Source organism: Polaribacter sp. Hel1_33_78, from assembly GCF_900106075.1.
In the GTDB taxonomy this organism is placed as follows: Bacteria; Bacteroidota; Bacteroidia; order Flavobacteriales; family Flavobacteriaceae; genus Polaribacter.
In genome coordinates this window covers 1,455,382-1,472,269 of sequence record NZ_LT629794.1, presented here as the reverse complement: position 1 = coordinate 1,472,269, position 16,888 = coordinate 1,455,382, and the positions used below count along the sequence as shown (strand labels likewise).

General features: G+C 28.5%; 20 protein-coding genes and 1 pseudogene. 10 read left to right on the top strand and 11 right to left on the bottom strand.

Translation table 11 applies throughout. The features are described from left to right. Window positions 1-6: 6 nt before the first annotated feature. From BLT88_RS06260 to BLT88_RS06240, 5 genes are all read left to right on the top strand, one after another. On the top strand, window positions 7-1,956 hold the full coding sequence (locus BLT88_RS06260) for a BatA domain-containing protein (RefSeq protein WP_091953714.1): 1,950 nt from the start codon (window positions 7-9) through the stop codon (window positions 1,954-1,956). Next, complete coding sequence (locus tag BLT88_RS06255; protein WP_091953712.1) at window positions 1,953-3,209, top strand: dihydroorotase family protein; 1,257 nt, start codon at window positions 1,953-1,955, stop codon at window positions 3,207-3,209. The genes BLT88_RS06260 and BLT88_RS06255 overlap by 4 nt, the downstream gene beginning before the upstream one ends. A gap of 6 nt (window positions 3,210-3,215) precedes the next feature. Beyond that, window positions 3,216-3,542 (top strand): DUF4870 domain-containing protein, encoded by a 327-nt coding sequence (locus BLT88_RS06250; RefSeq protein ID WP_091953710.1) that lies wholly within the window; start codon window positions 3,216-3,218, stop codon window positions 3,540-3,542. 28 nt (window positions 3,543-3,570) lie between these two features. Further along, window positions 3,571-4,209: an alpha/beta hydrolase gene (locus BLT88_RS06245; protein ID WP_091953709.1), complete on the top strand. Its 639-nt coding sequence runs from the start codon at window positions 3,571-3,573 to the stop codon at window positions 4,207-4,209. A 165-nt stretch (window positions 4,210-4,374) separates the two neighbouring features. After that, window positions 4,375-4,974: a heme-binding protein gene (locus BLT88_RS06240; RefSeq protein ID WP_091953707.1), complete on the top strand. Its 600-nt coding sequence runs from the start codon at window positions 4,375-4,377 to the stop codon at window positions 4,972-4,974. Between the two features lie 109 nt (window positions 4,975-5,083). Here BLT88_RS06240 and BLT88_RS06235 read toward each other — a convergent pair whose 3' ends face one another. The 6 genes and pseudogenes from BLT88_RS06235 to BLT88_RS06205 all read right to left on the bottom strand — a co-directional run bounded on the left by BLT88_RS06235 (window position 5,084) and on the right by BLT88_RS06205 (window position 9,197). Then, window positions 5,084-5,371, bottom strand: coding sequence for a response regulator (locus BLT88_RS06235; protein ID WP_091953706.1), 288 nt, complete (start codon window positions 5,369-5,371; stop codon window positions 5,084-5,086). A gap of 18 nt (window positions 5,372-5,389) precedes the next feature. Continuing rightward, window positions 5,390-6,430 (bottom strand): annotated as a pseudogene (locus BLT88_RS14345) (sensor histidine kinase). A 197-nt stretch (window positions 6,431-6,627) separates the two neighbouring features. Next, complete coding sequence (locus BLT88_RS06220) at window positions 6,628-7,113, bottom strand: Rab family GTPase (protein ID WP_091953701.1); 486 nt, start codon at window positions 7,111-7,113, stop codon at window positions 6,628-6,630. A gap of 19 nt (window positions 7,114-7,132) precedes the next feature. Then, window positions 7,133-7,942, bottom strand: a complete 810-nt coding sequence (locus BLT88_RS06215; protein ID WP_091953700.1) for a hypothetical protein — start codon at window positions 7,940-7,942, stop codon at window positions 7,133-7,135. Continuing rightward, window positions 7,943-8,308: a hypothetical protein gene (locus tag BLT88_RS06210; RefSeq protein WP_091953698.1), complete on the bottom strand. Its 366-nt coding sequence runs from the start codon at window positions 8,306-8,308 to the stop codon at window positions 7,943-7,945. A gap of 106 nt (window positions 8,309-8,414) precedes the next feature. Further along, window positions 8,415-9,197, bottom strand: coding sequence for an MBL fold metallo-hydrolase (locus tag BLT88_RS06205; RefSeq protein ID WP_091953696.1), 783 nt, complete (start codon window positions 9,195-9,197; stop codon window positions 8,415-8,417). A gap of 76 nt (window positions 9,198-9,273) precedes the next feature. Between BLT88_RS06205 and BLT88_RS06200 the strand changes: the two genes are divergently transcribed. Genes BLT88_RS06200 through BLT88_RS06185 form a run of 4 tightly spaced genes read left to right on the top strand, consistent with a single transcriptional unit; the run spans window position 9,274 to window position 12,375 of the window. Beyond that, a complete protein-coding gene (locus BLT88_RS06200) occupies window positions 9,274-10,722 on the top strand; it encodes a nicotinate-nucleotide adenylyltransferase (protein ID WP_091953694.1) in 1,449 nt (482 codons plus the stop codon). A gap of 50 nt (window positions 10,723-10,772) precedes the next feature. Then, window positions 10,773-11,321: an RNA polymerase sigma factor gene (locus BLT88_RS06195; protein WP_091953693.1), complete on the top strand. Its 549-nt coding sequence runs from the start codon at window positions 10,773-10,775 to the stop codon at window positions 11,319-11,321. 31 nt (window positions 11,322-11,352) lie between these two features. After that, window positions 11,353-11,895: a hypothetical protein gene (locus tag BLT88_RS06190; RefSeq protein WP_091953692.1), complete on the top strand. Its 543-nt coding sequence runs from the start codon at window positions 11,353-11,355 to the stop codon at window positions 11,893-11,895. A gap of 27 nt (window positions 11,896-11,922) precedes the next feature. After that, window positions 11,923-12,375: a hypothetical protein gene (locus BLT88_RS06185; RefSeq protein WP_091953690.1), complete on the top strand. Its 453-nt coding sequence runs from the start codon at window positions 11,923-11,925 to the stop codon at window positions 12,373-12,375. Between the two features lie 44 nt (window positions 12,376-12,419). Here BLT88_RS06185 and BLT88_RS06180 read toward each other — a convergent pair whose 3' ends face one another. The 5 genes from BLT88_RS06180 to BLT88_RS06160 all read right to left on the bottom strand — a co-directional run bounded on the left by BLT88_RS06180 (window position 12,420) and on the right by BLT88_RS06160 (window position 15,466). Next, entirely contained in the window at window positions 12,420-12,614 is a 195-nt protein-coding gene (locus tag BLT88_RS06180) for a hypothetical protein (protein WP_036788142.1), read from the bottom strand. Between the two features lie 135 nt (window positions 12,615-12,749). After that, window positions 12,750-13,010 (bottom strand): hypothetical protein, encoded by a 261-nt coding sequence (locus BLT88_RS06175; RefSeq protein ID WP_036785660.1) that lies wholly within the window; start codon window positions 13,008-13,010, stop codon window positions 12,750-12,752. Window positions 13,011-13,048: 38 nt separating this feature from the next. Then, window positions 13,049-13,750 carry an HAD family hydrolase gene (locus BLT88_RS06170; RefSeq protein ID WP_091953688.1) on the bottom strand — a complete coding sequence of 234 codons (702 nt, stop codon included), beginning with the start codon at window positions 13,748-13,750 and terminating at the stop codon, window positions 13,049-13,051. Continuing rightward, window positions 13,747-14,484, bottom strand: a complete 738-nt coding sequence (gene kdsB, locus BLT88_RS06165; RefSeq protein ID WP_091953687.1) for a 3-deoxy-manno-octulosonate cytidylyltransferase — start codon at window positions 14,482-14,484, stop codon at window positions 13,747-13,749. Before kdsB ends, BLT88_RS06170 begins: the two co-directional genes overlap by 4 nt. A gap of 4 nt (window positions 14,485-14,488) precedes the next feature. Continuing rightward, window positions 14,489-15,466, bottom strand: a complete 978-nt coding sequence (locus tag BLT88_RS06160) for a type I phosphomannose isomerase catalytic subunit (RefSeq protein ID WP_091953685.1) — start codon at window positions 15,464-15,466, stop codon at window positions 14,489-14,491. A 454-nt stretch (window positions 15,467-15,920) separates the two neighbouring features. Between BLT88_RS06160 and BLT88_RS06155 the strand changes: the two genes are divergently transcribed. Then, a complete protein-coding gene (locus tag BLT88_RS06155; RefSeq protein ID WP_091953684.1) occupies window positions 15,921-16,868 on the top strand; it encodes a hypothetical protein in 948 nt (315 codons plus the stop codon). The last annotated feature ends 20 nt before the right edge of the window (window positions 16,869-16,888 follow it).

Below are 16,888 nucleotides of genomic sequence, written 5' to 3'. Positions count from 1 at the left end.
TTTTTGATGCAATTTAAAAATCCAGAAATTCTTTACTTTTTAGCACTACTAATTATCCCCATTTTAGTACATCTTTTTCAGTTGCAAAAGTTTGTAAAAACACCATTTACAAACGTTGCTTTTTTACAAAAATTAGTTCGAGAAACGCGTAAAAGTTCTCGCTTAAAAAAATGGCTAATTTTATGTGTTAGAATGCTATTATTTACAGCGATACTTTTTGCATTTTCACAACCCTATTTTAGTAACAAACATGTAAATAAAAATCAACATACTTTTATTTATTTAGACAACTCGTTAAGCACTAATTCAATAGGAGATAAAGGTAATTTATTACAAATATCAGCTCAAGAAATTATCGAAAATGCTTCAAAAAAAGACACCTATTCTTTACAAACTAATGACCGTTTATACAAAGATATTACGTATTCAACATTAAAAAAAGAACTACTTAAAGTAAAAAATGTATCAACAAAATTAGATTTCGTGAGTATTTTCTTAAAAATAAAGAGTATTCAAAAAAATAAAACCAACACTTTATATAAAAATATATTAATATCTGATTTTCAGACTAATTACAAAAAAAAGTTTACAAATGTAACGCCATCATTTTCGGCTATAAAATTACAAAGCGCTCAGAAAAACAATGTTTCTATAGACAGTGTCTTTATCGACAGTACCAACAAAAATAATTTCATTGTAAATGTGGTTGTTAAAAATCAAGGAGAAGCTAAAAAAAATATTCCAATTGCTATTTTTAATAGCAACATATTAATTAGCAAACAGTCCTACTCTATTAAAAAAAATGATACAAAAATCATCTCTTTTACAATTCAAAACCAATCTAATTTTTCGGGAAAAATTGAGACCACTTTTAACGATACTTTCACTTTTGACAACACCTTTTATTTCAATTTAAATTCCACTAACAAAATAAACATTTTAAGCATTGGTAACGAAGCTAATTTTTTAAAAAAAATTTACGCAAAAGACGAATTTAACTTCACTCAATCTTCATTACAAAATATTAATTATAACTCCATTCAAAAACAGCAATTAATCATTTTATATGAGTTAGAAAAAATTTCAGACATTTTATCAAAAAGCATTATAGACTATTGTAATAAAGGAGGCAATCTTATCATTATTCCAAATATTAAATCAGAAATTAAATCTTATAATATTTTTTTAGGAAAAATTGCTAGCTCAAAAATTAATCCTAAAATTTCTGACACGTTAAAAATTACAAATATTAATTTCAATCATCCTTTATTTAAAAACGTATTTTCTAAAAAAGTTCGTAATTTTCAATATCCAACCACACAAAGCCATTACCCTATTTCATCAAAAAATAGCAGTAAAATTGTTTCCTTCGAGAACAACTCAACCTTTATAAGTCAAATTAAAGACGCTAACAGCAGAATTTACTTGTTTTCAAGTGCACTGAACAAAAATAATAGTAACTTCCTTAATTCACCTTTAATTGTACCTGTTTTTTACAATTTTGGAAAATTAAGCTTTCAACATTCAAAATTATATTATTATTTAGGAGATAAAAATTATTTGGACATAGAAATATCATTAAAAAAAGATGAGGTTTTAAATATCTCAAATTCAAAATCATCATTTATTCCAGAACAACAAACATTTCAAAACAAAGTAAATATAACAACAAAAGAGCAACCTAATAATGCAGGCTTTTATTATATTCAAAGGAAAAAAGATACTTTACAAATTTTAGCTTATAATACACCAAAAGAAGAAAGTATACTCAATTTTATGGATTTAAATTCATTAAAAGAAAAAAACAGGAACATTCATATTTCTGCTTCTATTGCTAATGTTTTTAAAGATTTAAATGAAAAAAATGAAGTTCATTGGCTTTGGAAATGGTTTTTAGCCTTGGCAATTGTATCTTTGCTTTTAGAAATTTTGATTTTAAAATTCTATAAACCATGATTACACTTATTAAAAATGCAACTATTATAGATGCTAACAGTCCTTACCATAATCAAAAAAAGGATATTTTAATCAGTGAAGGAAAGCTTGAAAAAATTGCAGATTCTATTCCAAAAAAAGACCATTATACGGTTTTAGCGTTAGAAAATTTACATATATCTTGTGGCTGGTTTGATACCAGTGTTTCTTTTGGAGAACCTGGTTTCGAAGAAAGAGAAACTATAAAAAATGGTTTGCAAGTTGCCGCCAAAAGTGGATTTACTTCAATTGCTTTAAATGCGAATACAAACCCTGTTATTGACTCTAAGTCTGATGTTGAATATTTAATTCATAAGGCTTTTAATACCGCTACAAACTTATATCCAATTGGTGCTTTAACAAAAGAAAGCAAAGGTATAGAAATAGCTGAATTATATGACATGCAACAATCTGGAGCTATCGCTTTTGGAGATTACAACAAACCCATTGAAAATGATAATCTCATGAAAATTGCACTATTATATGTGCAAAATTTTGATGGATTGGTGTTGAGTTTTCCAAAAAACAATGCGATTGCTGGAGACGGAATAGCGAATGAAGGTATTAATAGTACAAAATTAGGGCTAAAAGGAATTCCTGCTTTAGCAGAACATCTTCAAATTGCGAGAGATTTATTTTTATTGGAATATACAGGAGGAAAATTACATATTCCAACAATTTCAACGGCTAAATCTGTTGCCTTGATTAAGAAAGCAAAAAAGGAAGGCCTGCAAGTAACCTGTAGCGTTGCGGCTCATCATTTAGTGCTAACAGATAATGAATTACATGGCTTTGACAGCAACTTTAAAACAAACCCACCATTAAGAACCAAAGAAGATATTAAATCACTACAAAAAGGTGTTAAATCTGGCGATATTGATATAATAACTTCAGATCATAACCCGATAGATATTGAGCATAAAAAAGTAGAATTTAGTGAGGCTAAAGATGGTCTAATTGGACTAGAATCTGCATTTGGAGCAGTAAATTCAGTTTTAGAATTAGAAGATTTTATAAGCTGCTTTACAACAAAACCTAAAAAGATATTCGGCATTAGAAATCATTCTATCCAAGAAGGAAATATAGCAGACATCTCAATTTTCAATCCTGAAGTAGAAACTATTTTTACTAAAGCAGATATTTTATCAAATTCAAAGAATAGTGCTTTTATCAATAAAAAGCTAAAAGGAAAAGTTTATGGAATCTTCTCAAACAATCAACTTATTATAAATTAAATAGGCATGGAAAATCATATAGTAAACGAAGGAAAAACAGCCGCAATTATAAGTTATTTTTGGGTTGTAGGACTAATTATTGCTTTTATTATGAATACCAGTAAAAAGAATTCTTTTACTAGCTTTCATATCAGACAAATGATTGGTTTAAGTATTGCCTCTGTTTTAAATGGGTGGGTAATTTATGAATTTTTAGGAGCAACTGCAGGAGCCTTTGTTGGCTTTATTCTTTTTATTTTATGGGTAATTGGTCTAATTGGAGCCATTAAAGGTGAAGAAAAAATGGTGCCTGTAATTGGAGAACAATTTCAAAACTGGTTTAAAAACATTTAAACTTTTTACATAAAATTATTTATTATTTATGAGCTTACAATATATAGTCAGAGAGCCAAAAACTGAAATTCAAAATCCTCCTTTGTTAATTTTATTGCATGGTTATGGAAGCAACGAGCAAGATTTATTTTCTTTTGCTGAAGAATTACCTGATGAATTATTAATTGTGAGTGTGCGAGCACCTTATAATTTAGGTGCGGGAAGTTATGCTTGGTATGCCATTAATTTTGATGATGTAAATGGTAAATTTTCTGATTTAAAACAAGCCAAAACTTCTTTAGATAAAATTGCTGTTCTGATAGACGAAATAAAACAAAAATACAAAACGAATACGGATAAAACTTTCTTATTAGGTTTTAGTCAAGGAGCAATTTTAAGCTATTCCTTAAGTTTTTTCTATCCAAATAAAGTACAAAACATTATCGCTTTAAGTGGTTATGTAAATATGGAGTTATTGCCATCCTCTATTTCGAAAGAAATAAAAACTAATTATTATTGCTCTCACGGAACTGTAGATCAAGTTTTACCTGTTGATTGGGCAAGAAAAAGCAAACCTTTTTTAGACAATTTAGGCTTAAAAAACATCTATTCTGAATACCCTGTTGGTCATGGAGTTGCGCCACAAAACTTTTATAGCTTTAAATCTTGGATTGAAGAGCGTTTATAAAAAACAGGTATTCATTGATACTTTTACATTTAAAAACAAGAAATTAGCTTGAGACTCTGAATTTGACCAAACAAGGAATGAGATAAGCCTTTAAGAAGAATATTAACCTACTCTAAATTTACAGTTCATTAAGAACTAAAATAGAGTTATATATAATTTTATACAATGAAAATATTACTAACCATATTCGGAGTAATTTTACTCATATTTATCATCGTCCAACTCTTTGCTATTAATGGACAAAAAAATATTGAAACCTATTCTTATGACGTTACTAAAAAATATGATGCCTTCGAAATACGAAACTATGAAGCAAGCTTATTTACTTACGTAAAACTTTCAGGTAATAAATACAGAGACGAATCGAGTAAAGGGTTCTCCATTTTAGCAGGGTATATTTTTGGGGGTAACGAAAAAAACGAAAAAATAGCCATGACTTCTCCGGTTGCCATGTCCTTGGAAGACTCCATGACTATGATGTTTATGGTTCCTAAGAAATTTAAAAAAGAAACGCTTCCCAAACCTGACCAATCAGAGATAAAATTTCAGGAAGAGCCCAAAAAAACGGTCGCTGCCATTGCTTTTAGCGGTTGGGCTAATGATGAAAAAATAGAAAAGTATAAACAAAAATTAAAATCAGCCCTGGAGGCCAAAGAAATACCTTATACAAACCGATTTTTCTTTTTAGGATACAATCCTCCTTATGAAATTTTTAACCGTAAAAATGAAATTATTGTAGAGCTAAAAAGAGAGGCTATCGATTAAATGATTAGGAATAAATATCAGCAATAGCTCCCAAGAAACTAGACTCGTTTTGAATAAATTTCTATAATGAAAGACTGATCTTTATATAACCGGTTCTATAAAAAATTAGTTACCCAAACTTGACTTTAAGATTTTTATTCAACATCTGGACAAATTGTTTACTGGTAAATGGTTTAGGAATCACATCTATGAATCCTATTTTTAAATAACCTTCTACTTCTTCTTCAGTATGGTTTGCTGTTAGCGCTAAAATAGGTGTTTCTAAATTCGATTTTCTATATGCTTCTTTCTGTCTCATCAAACTTTCTCCAGAGAGATTTGGCATGTTAATATCTAAAAGAACCATATCAAAAGTTTCTTTTTGCATTAAATTAAGTGCTTCTAACCCATCTTTCACTATCGTAAAATTAGCTTTCTATTTTGTTAAGATATGAGTTACAATCTCTCTATTTAAAAAATTATCATCAGCAACTAAAATTTTACTGTTTTTTAGATAATTATTTTCAACAATCTGTTCGTTAGAATTCTCTTCAACAATAACCGATGCATCAATATGAAAAGGAATATCTATGTAAAAAGTTGTTCCTACATTAATTTTACTAGTTACCCTAATGGTTCCATTCATTGCAGAAACCAAACGTTTTACTATTGCTAATCCTAAACCTACTCCTTTATGAATTCGATTATCATCTAATTCATTTTACTGATATTCTTCAAAAACCGTCGTTATTTGTTTTTCAGACATTCCTCTTCCTGTATCAGTTACTTTGAAGGAAATTATCACATCATTTTCATCTAAAGAAGTTAAATCTACATTTAATGAAATAGAACCTTTTTGAGTGAATTTTATGGAGTTGTTAATTAAATTTGTTAGAATTTGATATATCCTAACATCATCTCCAATCACAAATTTTGGTAGCTTTGGAGAACATAAAAAAAACAATTTAACATCTATATCTCCATGACTATACTCGTAATCATTAATAAGTTGATTTACAACATGATTTAAATTAACGGCTGATTTACTTAATTGTAATTTACCAGCTTCAAATCTTGATAAATCCAAAATATCATCCACTATAACTTTTAAGTTTTTCCCAGAGATCGTTAAATACTTTAAATATTTTTTTACCGTTTTAGAGATGTTTTCTTTATTTACTAACTCTGTATAACCAAGAATTACGTTTAAAGGATTTTTAATTTCATGACTCATCATGGCTAAAAAACGTGATTTTTCTTCATTTGCTTGATCGGAAATTTTCCTTAATCTTTCTAGCTCAATATTTTTTTCATTAAGTTGTCTTTTTAAGAAAAAAAGATCGTTTCTATTTTGATTAAGTTTTTCTACATATTTGTATACATTCGTTCTATCATGTATCAAAATAGAAACCTCACTACCTAAATTAAAAAGCTCTACATCCACATTATACTCTTCCCCATTAGAAACGATTACCATTCCTTCCATTACGCATGGCTCATCAATTACAAGTCCTTCTAATGTGCCCTCTAAAAAAGGGCAAGCTGTAAATATAGATTGATTTAATACAAACTCTGAATGTGCAAACTTTCCTGCAACTAAAGCACGAACAACTCCTTTAGAATCTACTGTCAGTTCGATAAAAAAAAAATCAATTTTTGAGGATATCAAATTATTTAATTTAGGGATTGTTCTGCAAGTTTTATAAATGCATCTTCTACGTTTTCATCATCTTTTGCACTTGTAATTAAATCTATAGAAATTGAAATTGTTTTTTTTATCTTTTCAATTTCCCCAGATGCTAACAAATCTTTTTTATTTCCAACAACTGTTATGTTTTTCAAGCCAGAAAGTTGTTTTACAGTTTCTACTTGATTCTTTATATTACTATAGGTTTCTAATCGAGATAAATCAAAGACATACATAGCCGCGCTTGAGCCTAAAAAATAGGCTTTTGGTATTATATCATTATCATTTACCCCAGCAACATCCCAAATTAAAAACTTGATTTCTTGATTGTTAACTTTTACAATTTTGGTACTAACGCGAGCACCAATTGTACTAATATAATCCTCAGAAAATTCGTTGAGCACGTATCTTCTAATTAATGAAGTTTTTCCAACTCCAAAATTACCAACCAACAATACTTTTTTTGCAATCATTTATAGAAGACGTATCAAATCATAGTGATTTGATAAATGTTTTTTTGATTATTTTATTAAGTTTCTCTTCATTGGACAGATAACTTCTGTCTCGTAAAATAATTTCAGCAAAATTATTAATAGTATCCAATAACTCATTTTTAAACTCATTATTTATAACTCCTGATGTTGCAGTAGCTATATAGATTGATTTAAAGTTTTGAATGGATAATTGAAAGGTTTCAAATTTAATATCCTCTAAATCTTGTCCTTCTTTAGAAAAGGCATCTTCAACAAAAGATTTAATGGCTGTAAGCATGCCAGAAACCATATCTTTATCTGCTATGTTTCCTCTAGAATAGTTTCCTACGAGCAGACCAGAATCTTTTTCAATAATAAAAACTTCTTCTATAATTGGTTCAAAAACCTGTTGCAAAACATCTTCTGCATCGGTTGTATTCCCCTTGAATAGGCGTTTTATAATTTGTTTAACCGAAAACTTATTATTAATTGTATCGTTTATACTTTCCGAAAGTTTTGCAATCTCTGCAATAATAAATTTCTTGACCAATTTACCCCTAATCGGATACAACGCCTCTACAACTTCATCTTGAGATTCTTTAATTTGAACTTTAATAGTTTCTGTAATAGTTTCTCCAAAATATTCAGGAAAATTTTCTTTTAAATCTTCTATTTTTTCATCAATTACAGGATCTACTTTGACTCTAAACTTTTCACGTTCAACAAATTCTTCTTTTAAAACATTAAAGTCTTTTCTATCATCAGCTAGAAGAAGTTCCTTAAGCAACTCAAAACGATTGTCTATATTATCTATAGTCGTTTTTTTCATCTATTCTTGAAGCATCTGTGCGATTTTCCCTAGAGCTCGTCCTAATTTTCTTCTGTCCGCTTTTTCATCCTCTAAATCTGCGATTTTTTTGTCTAAATCATCATTCAAATCCTGAAATTTATGATCCACTAAGCTTTCAAAATCTGCTAATTTATTTTCAAGAATGGTTACTGATGCTGCTAAATTCTTATTAGCTTTATCCTCTAGTGCTTTTAACTTGTCGTAAACATCTGCAAACTCAGTATCATATTGTTGAATGTTTTCACCGAATATAAGATCTCTAACTGCTGCAATTCTATTATCAACTTTTTGCTGTTGTTCTTTCTTAACTTCTACCCCGTTGACTTGTTCAATATTTTTTTCCATAAATTTTAGAATTGAATACTTAATTACTATTTTTTTTTTTTTGAAACGAAAGCTTCTAAACCTTTGATATCAAAAAAATATACATTAAAAAATATCTTAGAAAAATCTATACACTAATTTTTAAGCCATCATAAGCCAAAAAAACATTTTTCGGTAAATTCTTGGAAACCTCAGAATGAAAACCTAGCTTATGACTGATGTGCGTAAAATATGTCCTTTTCGGTTGAATTTCATTAATAAATTCGAAAGCTTCTTGTAAATTAAGATGCGTTGGATGTTCCTCGATTCTTAGAGCATTTATCACTAAAACATCTAAATTTTTTAATTTTTCCTTTTCCTGTTTTGTTATTGATTTCATATCTGTTAAGTATGCAAAATCTAAAAACCTGTAGGCGGTTACAGGCAAAGTACCATGCATTACCTCAATTGGTGTTATCTTTAAATCGTCAACAAAAAAAGGCGCATTCGCAACTATATTAGAGGTTACACTTGGGGCTCCTGGGTATCTGTTTTCTTTGCTAAAAATATATTGGAAACGCAACTCTAGACTTTCCAATGTTCTTTCATCTAAATAAATAGGCATATCTCCTATTTTATAACAAAAAGGACGCAAATCATCCAAGCCTGCCGTATGGTCTGCATGTTCATGAGTAAAAAATACACCATGAATTAATTGTATTTTTTCACGTAACATTTGTTGCCTAAAATCTGGGCCACAATCAATTACATAAGAAAATTTATCCCAAGAAATTAAAATTGAAGAACGCAAACGAGTATCTTTTGGATCTTCTGACAAACAAACAGGATGATTACTGGCTATCATTGGAATTCCTTGTGATGTTCCAGTTCCTAAAAAAGTTATCTTTAAGAGTTTTTTATCATTTTCCATTAAAACAAAAGTAAGATAAAAATTGTTTGATAGTGCTCTTATTTATTACATTTGTTAAGACTAAAAACATCCATTTATGGCAATATCTTTAAGAGGTGATCAAGAAATTAGCAGTGTACCAACTATTAAAAGTAAAGCTTTAAGAATAAACTTAAACACAGATATCTACGGAACTTTTGCAGAAATTGGAGCAGGTCAAGAAACTGCTCGTAATTTCTTTAGATCTGGTGCTGCTTCAGGAACTATTGCGAAAGCCATGAGTGCATATGATAAAGATTTTTCTGATGCTATTTACGGTATGGAAGAAGACAAACGATATGTAACGCAACCCCGTTTGGAAAGAATGCTAGGTCATGAAATTGATTTAATGGAAGACCGTTTAAGTCGACAAAAACATCCTGATAAATTATTTTTTAGTTATGCAAATACAGTAACTACAATAGATTTTGCTAAAAAATTTAAAGGTCATGGTTGGGTTGGTATTCGTTTTCAATTAGACCCTTTAGAGGGCTATAATGAAATTATTTTACACTTGCGTTTTAAAGAAACTGATGCAAGATTGCAACAAGAAACATTAGGAGCCTTAGGTGTAAACCTAATTTTTGGTGCTTTTTATTTAAATGATAACCCTAAAGATTTAGTAAAGTCTTTTTATGATAATTTGAGTAATGATCAGTTAGAAATTGATATGATTAATTTCTCTGGACCACGATTTATGTATGTAGACAACCGTTTAATGAGTTTACAGTTGCTTAAAAATGGCATGACTAATGCGGTAATGTTTGGGCCAGATGGAAACAACTTATTACCTGCTCAAGTGCTATATAAGAAAAATATTTTGGCTTTACGTGGTAGTTTTAGACCTGTTACAAAGGTTAACATGGATATGTATGAAAAATCTAAAAAACTATTTTTAGCAGAAAAAAAAGTTGATGAAAGCAAAACCCAAGTTATTTTTGAAATTACATTAAGTAACCTAACCTCGGAAGGTAAAATTAACGAGCGTGATTTTTTAGATAGAGCTGAATTATTATGCTCTTTGGGACAAAATGTTATGATAACTAGCTTTCAACAATATTTTAAATTAGTAGAATATTTTAGCGAATTTACTAAAGAAAGAATGGGTTTAACCATGGGAACTCAGAATCTTATTCAAATTTTTGATGAAAAATACTATAGAAATTTGAGTGGAGGAATCCTAGAAGCTTTTGGAAAATTGTTTAATAGAGATTTAAAAGTATATATGTATCCTTATCATGATACTGTTTCAGGAGATTACATAAACAGTGAAAGCTTAAAAGTTCATCCAAGAATGAAAGAATTATATAAATTCTTTAAAAACAATGGTAAACTTGTAAATATTGATGATTTTGATAAAACCATTTTAGATATTTTTTCACGAACTGTTTTAAAAATGATAATTAACGGAGAAAATGGTTGGGAAGAAATGTTACCTGAAGGAATTGCAGAAACCATAAAGCAGAAAAGGCTTTTTGGATATTCGAGATCTCGAATAAAAAAATAAGAATTAAACCTTTTTAAAATTTGAAGGTCTTATAGTTTCAAACGATCTAGTTGACAAAAGAAACTCTTTTAATAGCGGAATTAAAAAATGTTAAAACTAAAGAAAAAGCGTTCAGAGAATTAATTTACCTCTACAAAAAACGCCTTTATTGGCATATCCGTAAAATTGTGATTTCTCATGATGACGCTGATGATGTTTTACAAAACACTTTTATTAAGATTTTCAGAAATATTGATACTTTTAACCAACAAAGTAAATTGTATTCTTGGATATACAGAATTGCAACGAACGAATCTATTACTTTTATCAATAAAAGAGCAAAAGAACGTAAAGAAGATATTTCTGATTATCAACAAGAATTAGTCTCTACTTTAACGAATGATAACCTTTTTACTGGTGATGAAATTCAACTTATTCTACAAAAAGCGATAGCAACTTTGCCTGAAAAACAAAAGTTAGTTTTCAATATGAAATATTTTGATGAATTAAAATATACTGAAATATCAGAAATTTTAGAAACTTCTGTTGGGGCCTTAAAAGCCTCTTACTTCCATGCAGTAAAAAAAATTGAAAAATATATACAAACAAGAGCTAATTAAACCTTTTTTTAAATTAAAGGTCTAAATAACAATGAGTAAAGAAATTAAAAATAGTGTTGAATATATCCTTAAAAAAAACGGAAAGAAAACTGGATTCTCCGTTCCTTCAGACTATTTCAATAATTTAGAAGAAACTATTGCTATAAAATTATTAGAAAAAAACTTTTCAAAAGAACATAATTTTGAGGTACCCGCAACTTATTTCAATAATTTAGAAGATACCATTTTAGCCAGTGTTTCACCTGAAAAAAAAGAAACAAAAGTTATTTCTTTTAAAGAACGAATTTTAAGAATTAGTTCAATAGCAGCAGCAGCATCAATTATTTTATTTATTGGATTGAATTCTTTTGTTTTTAAAACAAACAAAGCACTTACTTTAGATTCTCTTTCTAATGATGATTTTGAATTTTGGCTTGATTCTAACACTATCACTACCAGCGAGGTTGCTTTAGTTTTAGAAGATGATCTTTTAGACGAAAATGATTTTTACTTTTTAACAATTAAAGATGAAACTATTGAAGATTACTTAAATAATTCCATTGATTATAAAGATTTATTAAATGAAATTAATTAAACATTATTCAGATTAAAAACATAGCTTATGAAAAATATAATCACTTTTATATGTATTAGCCTTTTTTGTATTCTTTCTCTTTCTGCCCAAATTAGAAAAGGAAGTAGAGATAAAATTAAGATGCTTAAAATTTCATATTTAACAGACCGGTTAAAATTAACTCCTGATGAAGCTCAAAAATTTTGGCCCGTTTACAATATTCATGATAAAAAGAAGCATGAATTAAAATTTAAACTTCGGTCAGAAATAAAAAAGGCTATCAAAGAAAATGAGAATATAAATGCCGTTTCTGAAAATGATGCAGAAAGACTAATTTCATTAAAATTGACTACTGAAAAGAAAATCTATGAACTTCATGAAAATTTTATAACTAAAATAAAAAAGATTCTTTCCTATAAAAAAATAATTCAGCTAGAACTTGCTGAAATGGAGTTTGGAAGAAAATTACTGAATAGATATAGACATAAAAAAGGAAATTAAAAAAACTTAATAGAATAAAAAAGGGAGCTTATTAGCTCCCTTTTTTATTCTATTAAGTTCAAACAAACATATAGTTCTGGTTTGTTAGCAGTGTACTGTTTTATCCAAATTGTTAACTCTTCTACTTCGAAAGGCAATAACCTTTTTAAAGCCTTTTCTAACTCTATGCAGAACAATTCAGAATTAAAGCTCACTTTTTGCAATACTATTTTGGTATACTCAAACATTGCTCTAGCCATATTTTTAAGAAAAATTAAATTATCTAACAATAAGAACGTAAAATAATCAATTTTAGTATGCAATTTGAATATAAATAAAAAAACCAACATCATTGACTGATGTTGGATATAAAATCTTGTTTAAAACTGTTAAGATTATAAACTATTAATCTTTTCAACTAAACCTTTTGCTTTTGCTTCTAAATCTGCATTTATAGATTTAAAATGAGCTTTTTTGTTTTCAATTTTTTTTGCATTCACCTCTGCAATTAAAGCATCGAAAGTTCCAATAGCTTCATCAATAATTTCATCACCTTTTTTCTGCTCGTTTTTTAAAGCTGCAACATCTATTGCATATTCTATAACATCACCTAAAACGTAATTAATATCTTTTTTTAAGTTTTTTATACTTGACATAATTTATTTATTTTAAAGTTGCAAAAGTAGTGTATTTATTACAAATAAGACAATACTTGTTTAATATTTGAAACTGTTTCATATTTAAATTTAGATTGGCTAACTTTAGACACCTCTTCGTGTGCCCAAGTTGTATGAAATGGAATATGAAATGCCGATGCACCTATTGCTACAAGCGGCAACACATCAGATTTCAAAGAATTCCCAATCATTAATAATTCTGATGCATGAATATCTAAATGTTGAATTAATTTTTGATAATCTTTCTCTTTTTTATCACTCATTACCTCTATATGATGAAAATATTTTAATAAATTTGATTTTTCTAGCTTTCGTTCTTGATCTAACAAATCTCCCTTTGTGGCAACTATTAGCTTGTATTTGCCTTGTAAAGAGTGTAACACCTCTTCTACTCCGTCTAATAATTCTATAGGCTTTGCCAACATTTCTTTCCCAATGGTTAAAATAGCTTCAATTGTTTTCTGTTTAACTTGATAATTAGAAAGTTCTAAGGCGCATTCTACCATCGATAAAATAAAACCTTTAATACCGTAACCATACTGCCCTAGATTCTTTATTTCTATTCTAAAAAGCTCCTGGTCAATTTTATTTTCGGTTTCATACTTTGACAATAACTTTGCAAACTGGTGTTCTGCATCTCTAAAATAAGTTTCATTTACCCATAAAGTATCATCTGCGTCAAAAGCTATTACCTTTATTTTGTTACTTATTTTCCTCATTTTTTTGATTTCAAAAATTCAATTGCCTTCTCTAAATCGTCTGGAGTATCTATACCGACAGCTTCAACATCCGTTTCCACCATTTTAATTTTTTTACCGATCTCCTGATACCTAATAGCCTCAATTTTCTCAGCTGCTTCCAAAGGAGTCATGGGTGTATTGTAAAAGTCGATTAACGCTTGCTTTCTAAAAGCATACACTCCTTTATGCTTATAATATTTTACTGATATGTCTTTATCCCTATGGTAAGGAATTATACTTCGAGAAAAATAAATTGCTAAATTATTTATATCTGTAATTACCTTAACATTATTAGGGTTTTCTATATCTTCTTTTTTTGTTATTTGGACTTTTAAAGATGCTAAATCTATTTCTTTTTTAGTGTCTTGTTTAAAAACAGCAATCAATTTTGATAAAGAAATTGCATCGATAAAAGGTTCGTCTCCTTGAACATTAATTACAATATCTGCTTCAATATTTTCTACAGCCTCTGCAATTCTATCAGAACCACATTCATGCACAGTTTTACTCATAATTGCTTTTCCACCCACATTCTCTATGGTTTCAAAAATAATATCAGAATCTGTTACTATAAAAACATCAGTAAATAAATTTGTATTTAACGCTGCTTCGTAAGTTCTTAAAATAACTGGCTTTCCACCTAAGTCTTTCATTAACTTTCCTGGAAAACGAGACGCGCTATAACGTGCAGGAATCATTGCAATAATTTTCATAAATCTATTTGATATAAACTTCTAAAAGTTCTGATTTTTCTTCGGATGAAATTACAATATTTTTAACACAATTAGGAATTAAAATAGTTTCTCCCATTTCTAAATTCTCTATCTGATCTTCATACTTAAATTCAACACTGCCTGCTACACACATATAAATTACAAAGCTATCTTTTTCTTCGTGGTTGATAAAAACTTCTCCGTTTATTGGCAAAACATTAGTCGTAAAATAAGGGCACGAAACAATTTCAGAAGATATATTTTGTTCTTTAGAATAAACTGTTTTATAAGAATCTTGAGCAGAATAATCAATAGCATCTATAGCCTCTTCCGTATGCAAATCTCTAAAAGTCCCATCCGAGTTGGGTCTGTCCCAGTCATAAATTCTATACGTTATATCAGATGTCTGCTGAATTTCTGCAAGCAAAACTCCTGCACCAATAGCATGCACTCTTCCAGTTGGAATAAAATAAACATCACCATTTTCAACTTCATCAACATTTAAAATATGAAGTAACTTTTTATTTTCTAAATGTTCTAAATATTCTTTTGAAGTAACTTCTTTTTGAAAACCTACAATTAAATTAGCTTTTTCATCTGCTTGCATCACATACCACATTTCTGTTTTTCCAAAAGAGTTGTGACGTTTTTTTGCCAAATCGTCGTGAGGATGTAATTGAATACTTAAAGCTTCTTTTGCATCTATAAACTTAATTAAAAGCGGGAATTTTTCTCCAAAATGATCATAAATTCTCCCTCCAACTAAGTCTGCTTTAAATTTAGAAATTAACTGTTTTAAATCTTGACCTTTTAGTTCACCATTCACAACTATTGAAGTATCTCCTTCCACATCAGATATTTCCCAACTCTCACCAATATCTGCTCTTGTTGACTGCTTATTTAATAAAGTTGCTAATTTTTCTCCTCCCCAAATTTTATCTTTTAATATGGGTTGAAATTTTATGAGTTGATTAATTTTCACGGTTATTTATTTTACCGACAAATTTAATGATTTACATTAAAAGTACTTCTAGTTAAATAGATAATTACCTATTTCATTCCACTTTTCTCAAAAAAAATCATTTTAGCTAAATTTATTTCAAAAGCTAGAAACAAGTTTATGATGAACGGAATTGATCTTTCTAGTCAATTTTCTTCCTTTTTTACAAACACAATTTTAGATAGTTTTGCTATCATACCTAAACAGATTGACAAAGATTTATGAGTTATTACTATTAAAATAAAAATTAAAAGTTCTCCTCTCGCCTAGACACTAAAAAAAAATTTAGCGAAATTCATTAGAACAACTAAAGGATTAAATTTTACTATAAAACTAAGCATTAAGACTTAAGATATTTTGATACTTTATCATATTTGTAAATAAATTAATAATTATTGAGTATATTTAAGCACTTTTTTTAACCTCCACAAAATTTATGAAAACTTTAAAGAAATTTATAATCTTAATCTGTTTGTTAAATATTTATTTCACATTCAGCACTGAAAGAGAATTATATGTAGACAATTTTAGTAATATTTTAGGAACCTATCATTTAGAAACTGAATTATTAGAATTTGCAAAAAATCATGAAATCAATACCTTAATTCTTTATGATTTGCATAAAATTAATAAAAGATTTCCATTAGGCGATGAAACAAAAAATGGAGTTCTAGCTAGTTTTATTGTTAAAGCAAAAGTTGAGTATGGAATTCAAAAAATAAGTGCATCTGGCGAGAGTAGCGATTTTTTTATAAATGCTATTCACGCGTACAATACTTCCAGAACAAAAACTAGTGAAAAATTTGATATTTACAATTTAGAATATGAATACTGGGATGAGGAGTCTTCTTCAAACAATGGTTATTATTGTAAAAATTATTTAAAAGATAGCTATGAAAAATGTAATCGTGAAAATTCTTTTAAATTCTATGTGGAATCCTTAATAACTATGAGAAGACTTGCCGATGAAATTGCCCACCCAGTGAAAGTAGAGGCTTATATTGGTAAATTCACAGAAAAAGAAGTGCAAAATGTTAGTGACCATGTAGATAGATTATTAATACATGCCTATGTTAAAACACCTCAAGAAAGTTTTCATTACGTAAAAAATAGACTAGACTTATTAGCAGGTATTGATTCTAAAATTAAAGTTTCTATTTTATATTCTTCGGAAATGAACTTTATGGGGAAATGGTTTAAAACACAATCATTTAAAACAGCTGAAGAAATTTTCTTTAAAGAATTAGAAAAAGAAGAAATAGAATTAGAGCAGAAATTAAACTTTAAGGGGTTTACTTACTATAACTATAGTTACTTTCAATATTCTTTAAAGCGATTTAAAAACCAGAGAAATAGGCCTAAAATAAACTATTCTCCACAGTAGCTCATAAAGTTTTCAGAGTT

Coding starts and splice junctions, on each gene's coding strand:
- BLT88_RS06260 (WP_091953714.1), top strand. CDS start 7: ATGCAATTTAAAAATCCAGAAATTCTTTACTTTTTAGCACTACTAATT.
- BLT88_RS06255 (WP_091953712.1), top strand. CDS start 1,953: ATGATTACACTTATTAAAAATGCAACTATTATAGATGCTAACAGTCCT.
- BLT88_RS06250 (WP_091953710.1), top strand. CDS start 3,216: ATGGAAAATCATATAGTAAACGAAGGAAAAACAGCCGCAATTATAAGT.
- BLT88_RS06245 (WP_091953709.1), top strand. CDS start 3,571: ATGAGCTTACAATATATAGTCAGAGAGCCAAAAACTGAAATTCAAAAT.
- BLT88_RS06240 (WP_091953707.1), top strand. CDS start 4,375: ATGAAAATATTACTAACCATATTCGGAGTAATTTTACTCATATTTATC.
- BLT88_RS06220 (WP_091953701.1), bottom strand. CDS start 7,113: ATGATTGCAAAAAAAGTATTGTTGGTTGGTAATTTTGGAGTTGGAAAA.
- BLT88_RS06215 (WP_091953700.1), bottom strand. CDS start 7,942: ATGAAAAAAACGACTATAGATAATATAGACAATCGTTTTGAGTTGCTT.
- BLT88_RS06210 (WP_091953698.1), bottom strand. CDS start 8,308: ATGGAAAAAAATATTGAACAAGTCAACGGGGTAGAAGTTAAGAAAGAA.
- BLT88_RS06205 (WP_091953696.1), bottom strand. CDS start 9,197: ATGGAAAATGATAAAAAACTCTTAAAGATAACTTTTTTAGGAACTGGA.
- BLT88_RS06200 (WP_091953694.1), top strand. CDS start 9,274: ATGGCAATATCTTTAAGAGGTGATCAAGAAATTAGCAGTGTACCAACT.
- BLT88_RS06190 (WP_091953692.1), top strand. CDS start 11,353: ATGAGTAAAGAAATTAAAAATAGTGTTGAATATATCCTTAAAAAAAAC.
- BLT88_RS06185 (WP_091953690.1), top strand. CDS start 11,923: ATGAAAAATATAATCACTTTTATATGTATTAGCCTTTTTTGTATTCTT.
- BLT88_RS06180 (WP_036788142.1), bottom strand. CDS start 12,614: ATGGCTAGAGCAATGTTTGAGTATACCAAAATAGTATTGCAAAAAGTG.
- BLT88_RS06175 (WP_036785660.1), bottom strand. CDS start 13,010: ATGTCAAGTATAAAAAACTTAAAAAAAGATATTAATTACGTTTTAGGT.
- BLT88_RS06170 (WP_091953688.1), bottom strand. CDS start 13,750: ATGAGGAAAATAAGTAACAAAATAAAGGTAATAGCTTTTGACGCAGAT.
- kdsB (WP_091953687.1), bottom strand. CDS start 14,484: ATGAAAATTATTGCAATGATTCCTGCACGTTATAGCGCGTCTCGTTTT.
- BLT88_RS06155 (WP_091953684.1), top strand. CDS start 15,921: ATGAAAACTTTAAAGAAATTTATAATCTTAATCTGTTTGTTAAATATT.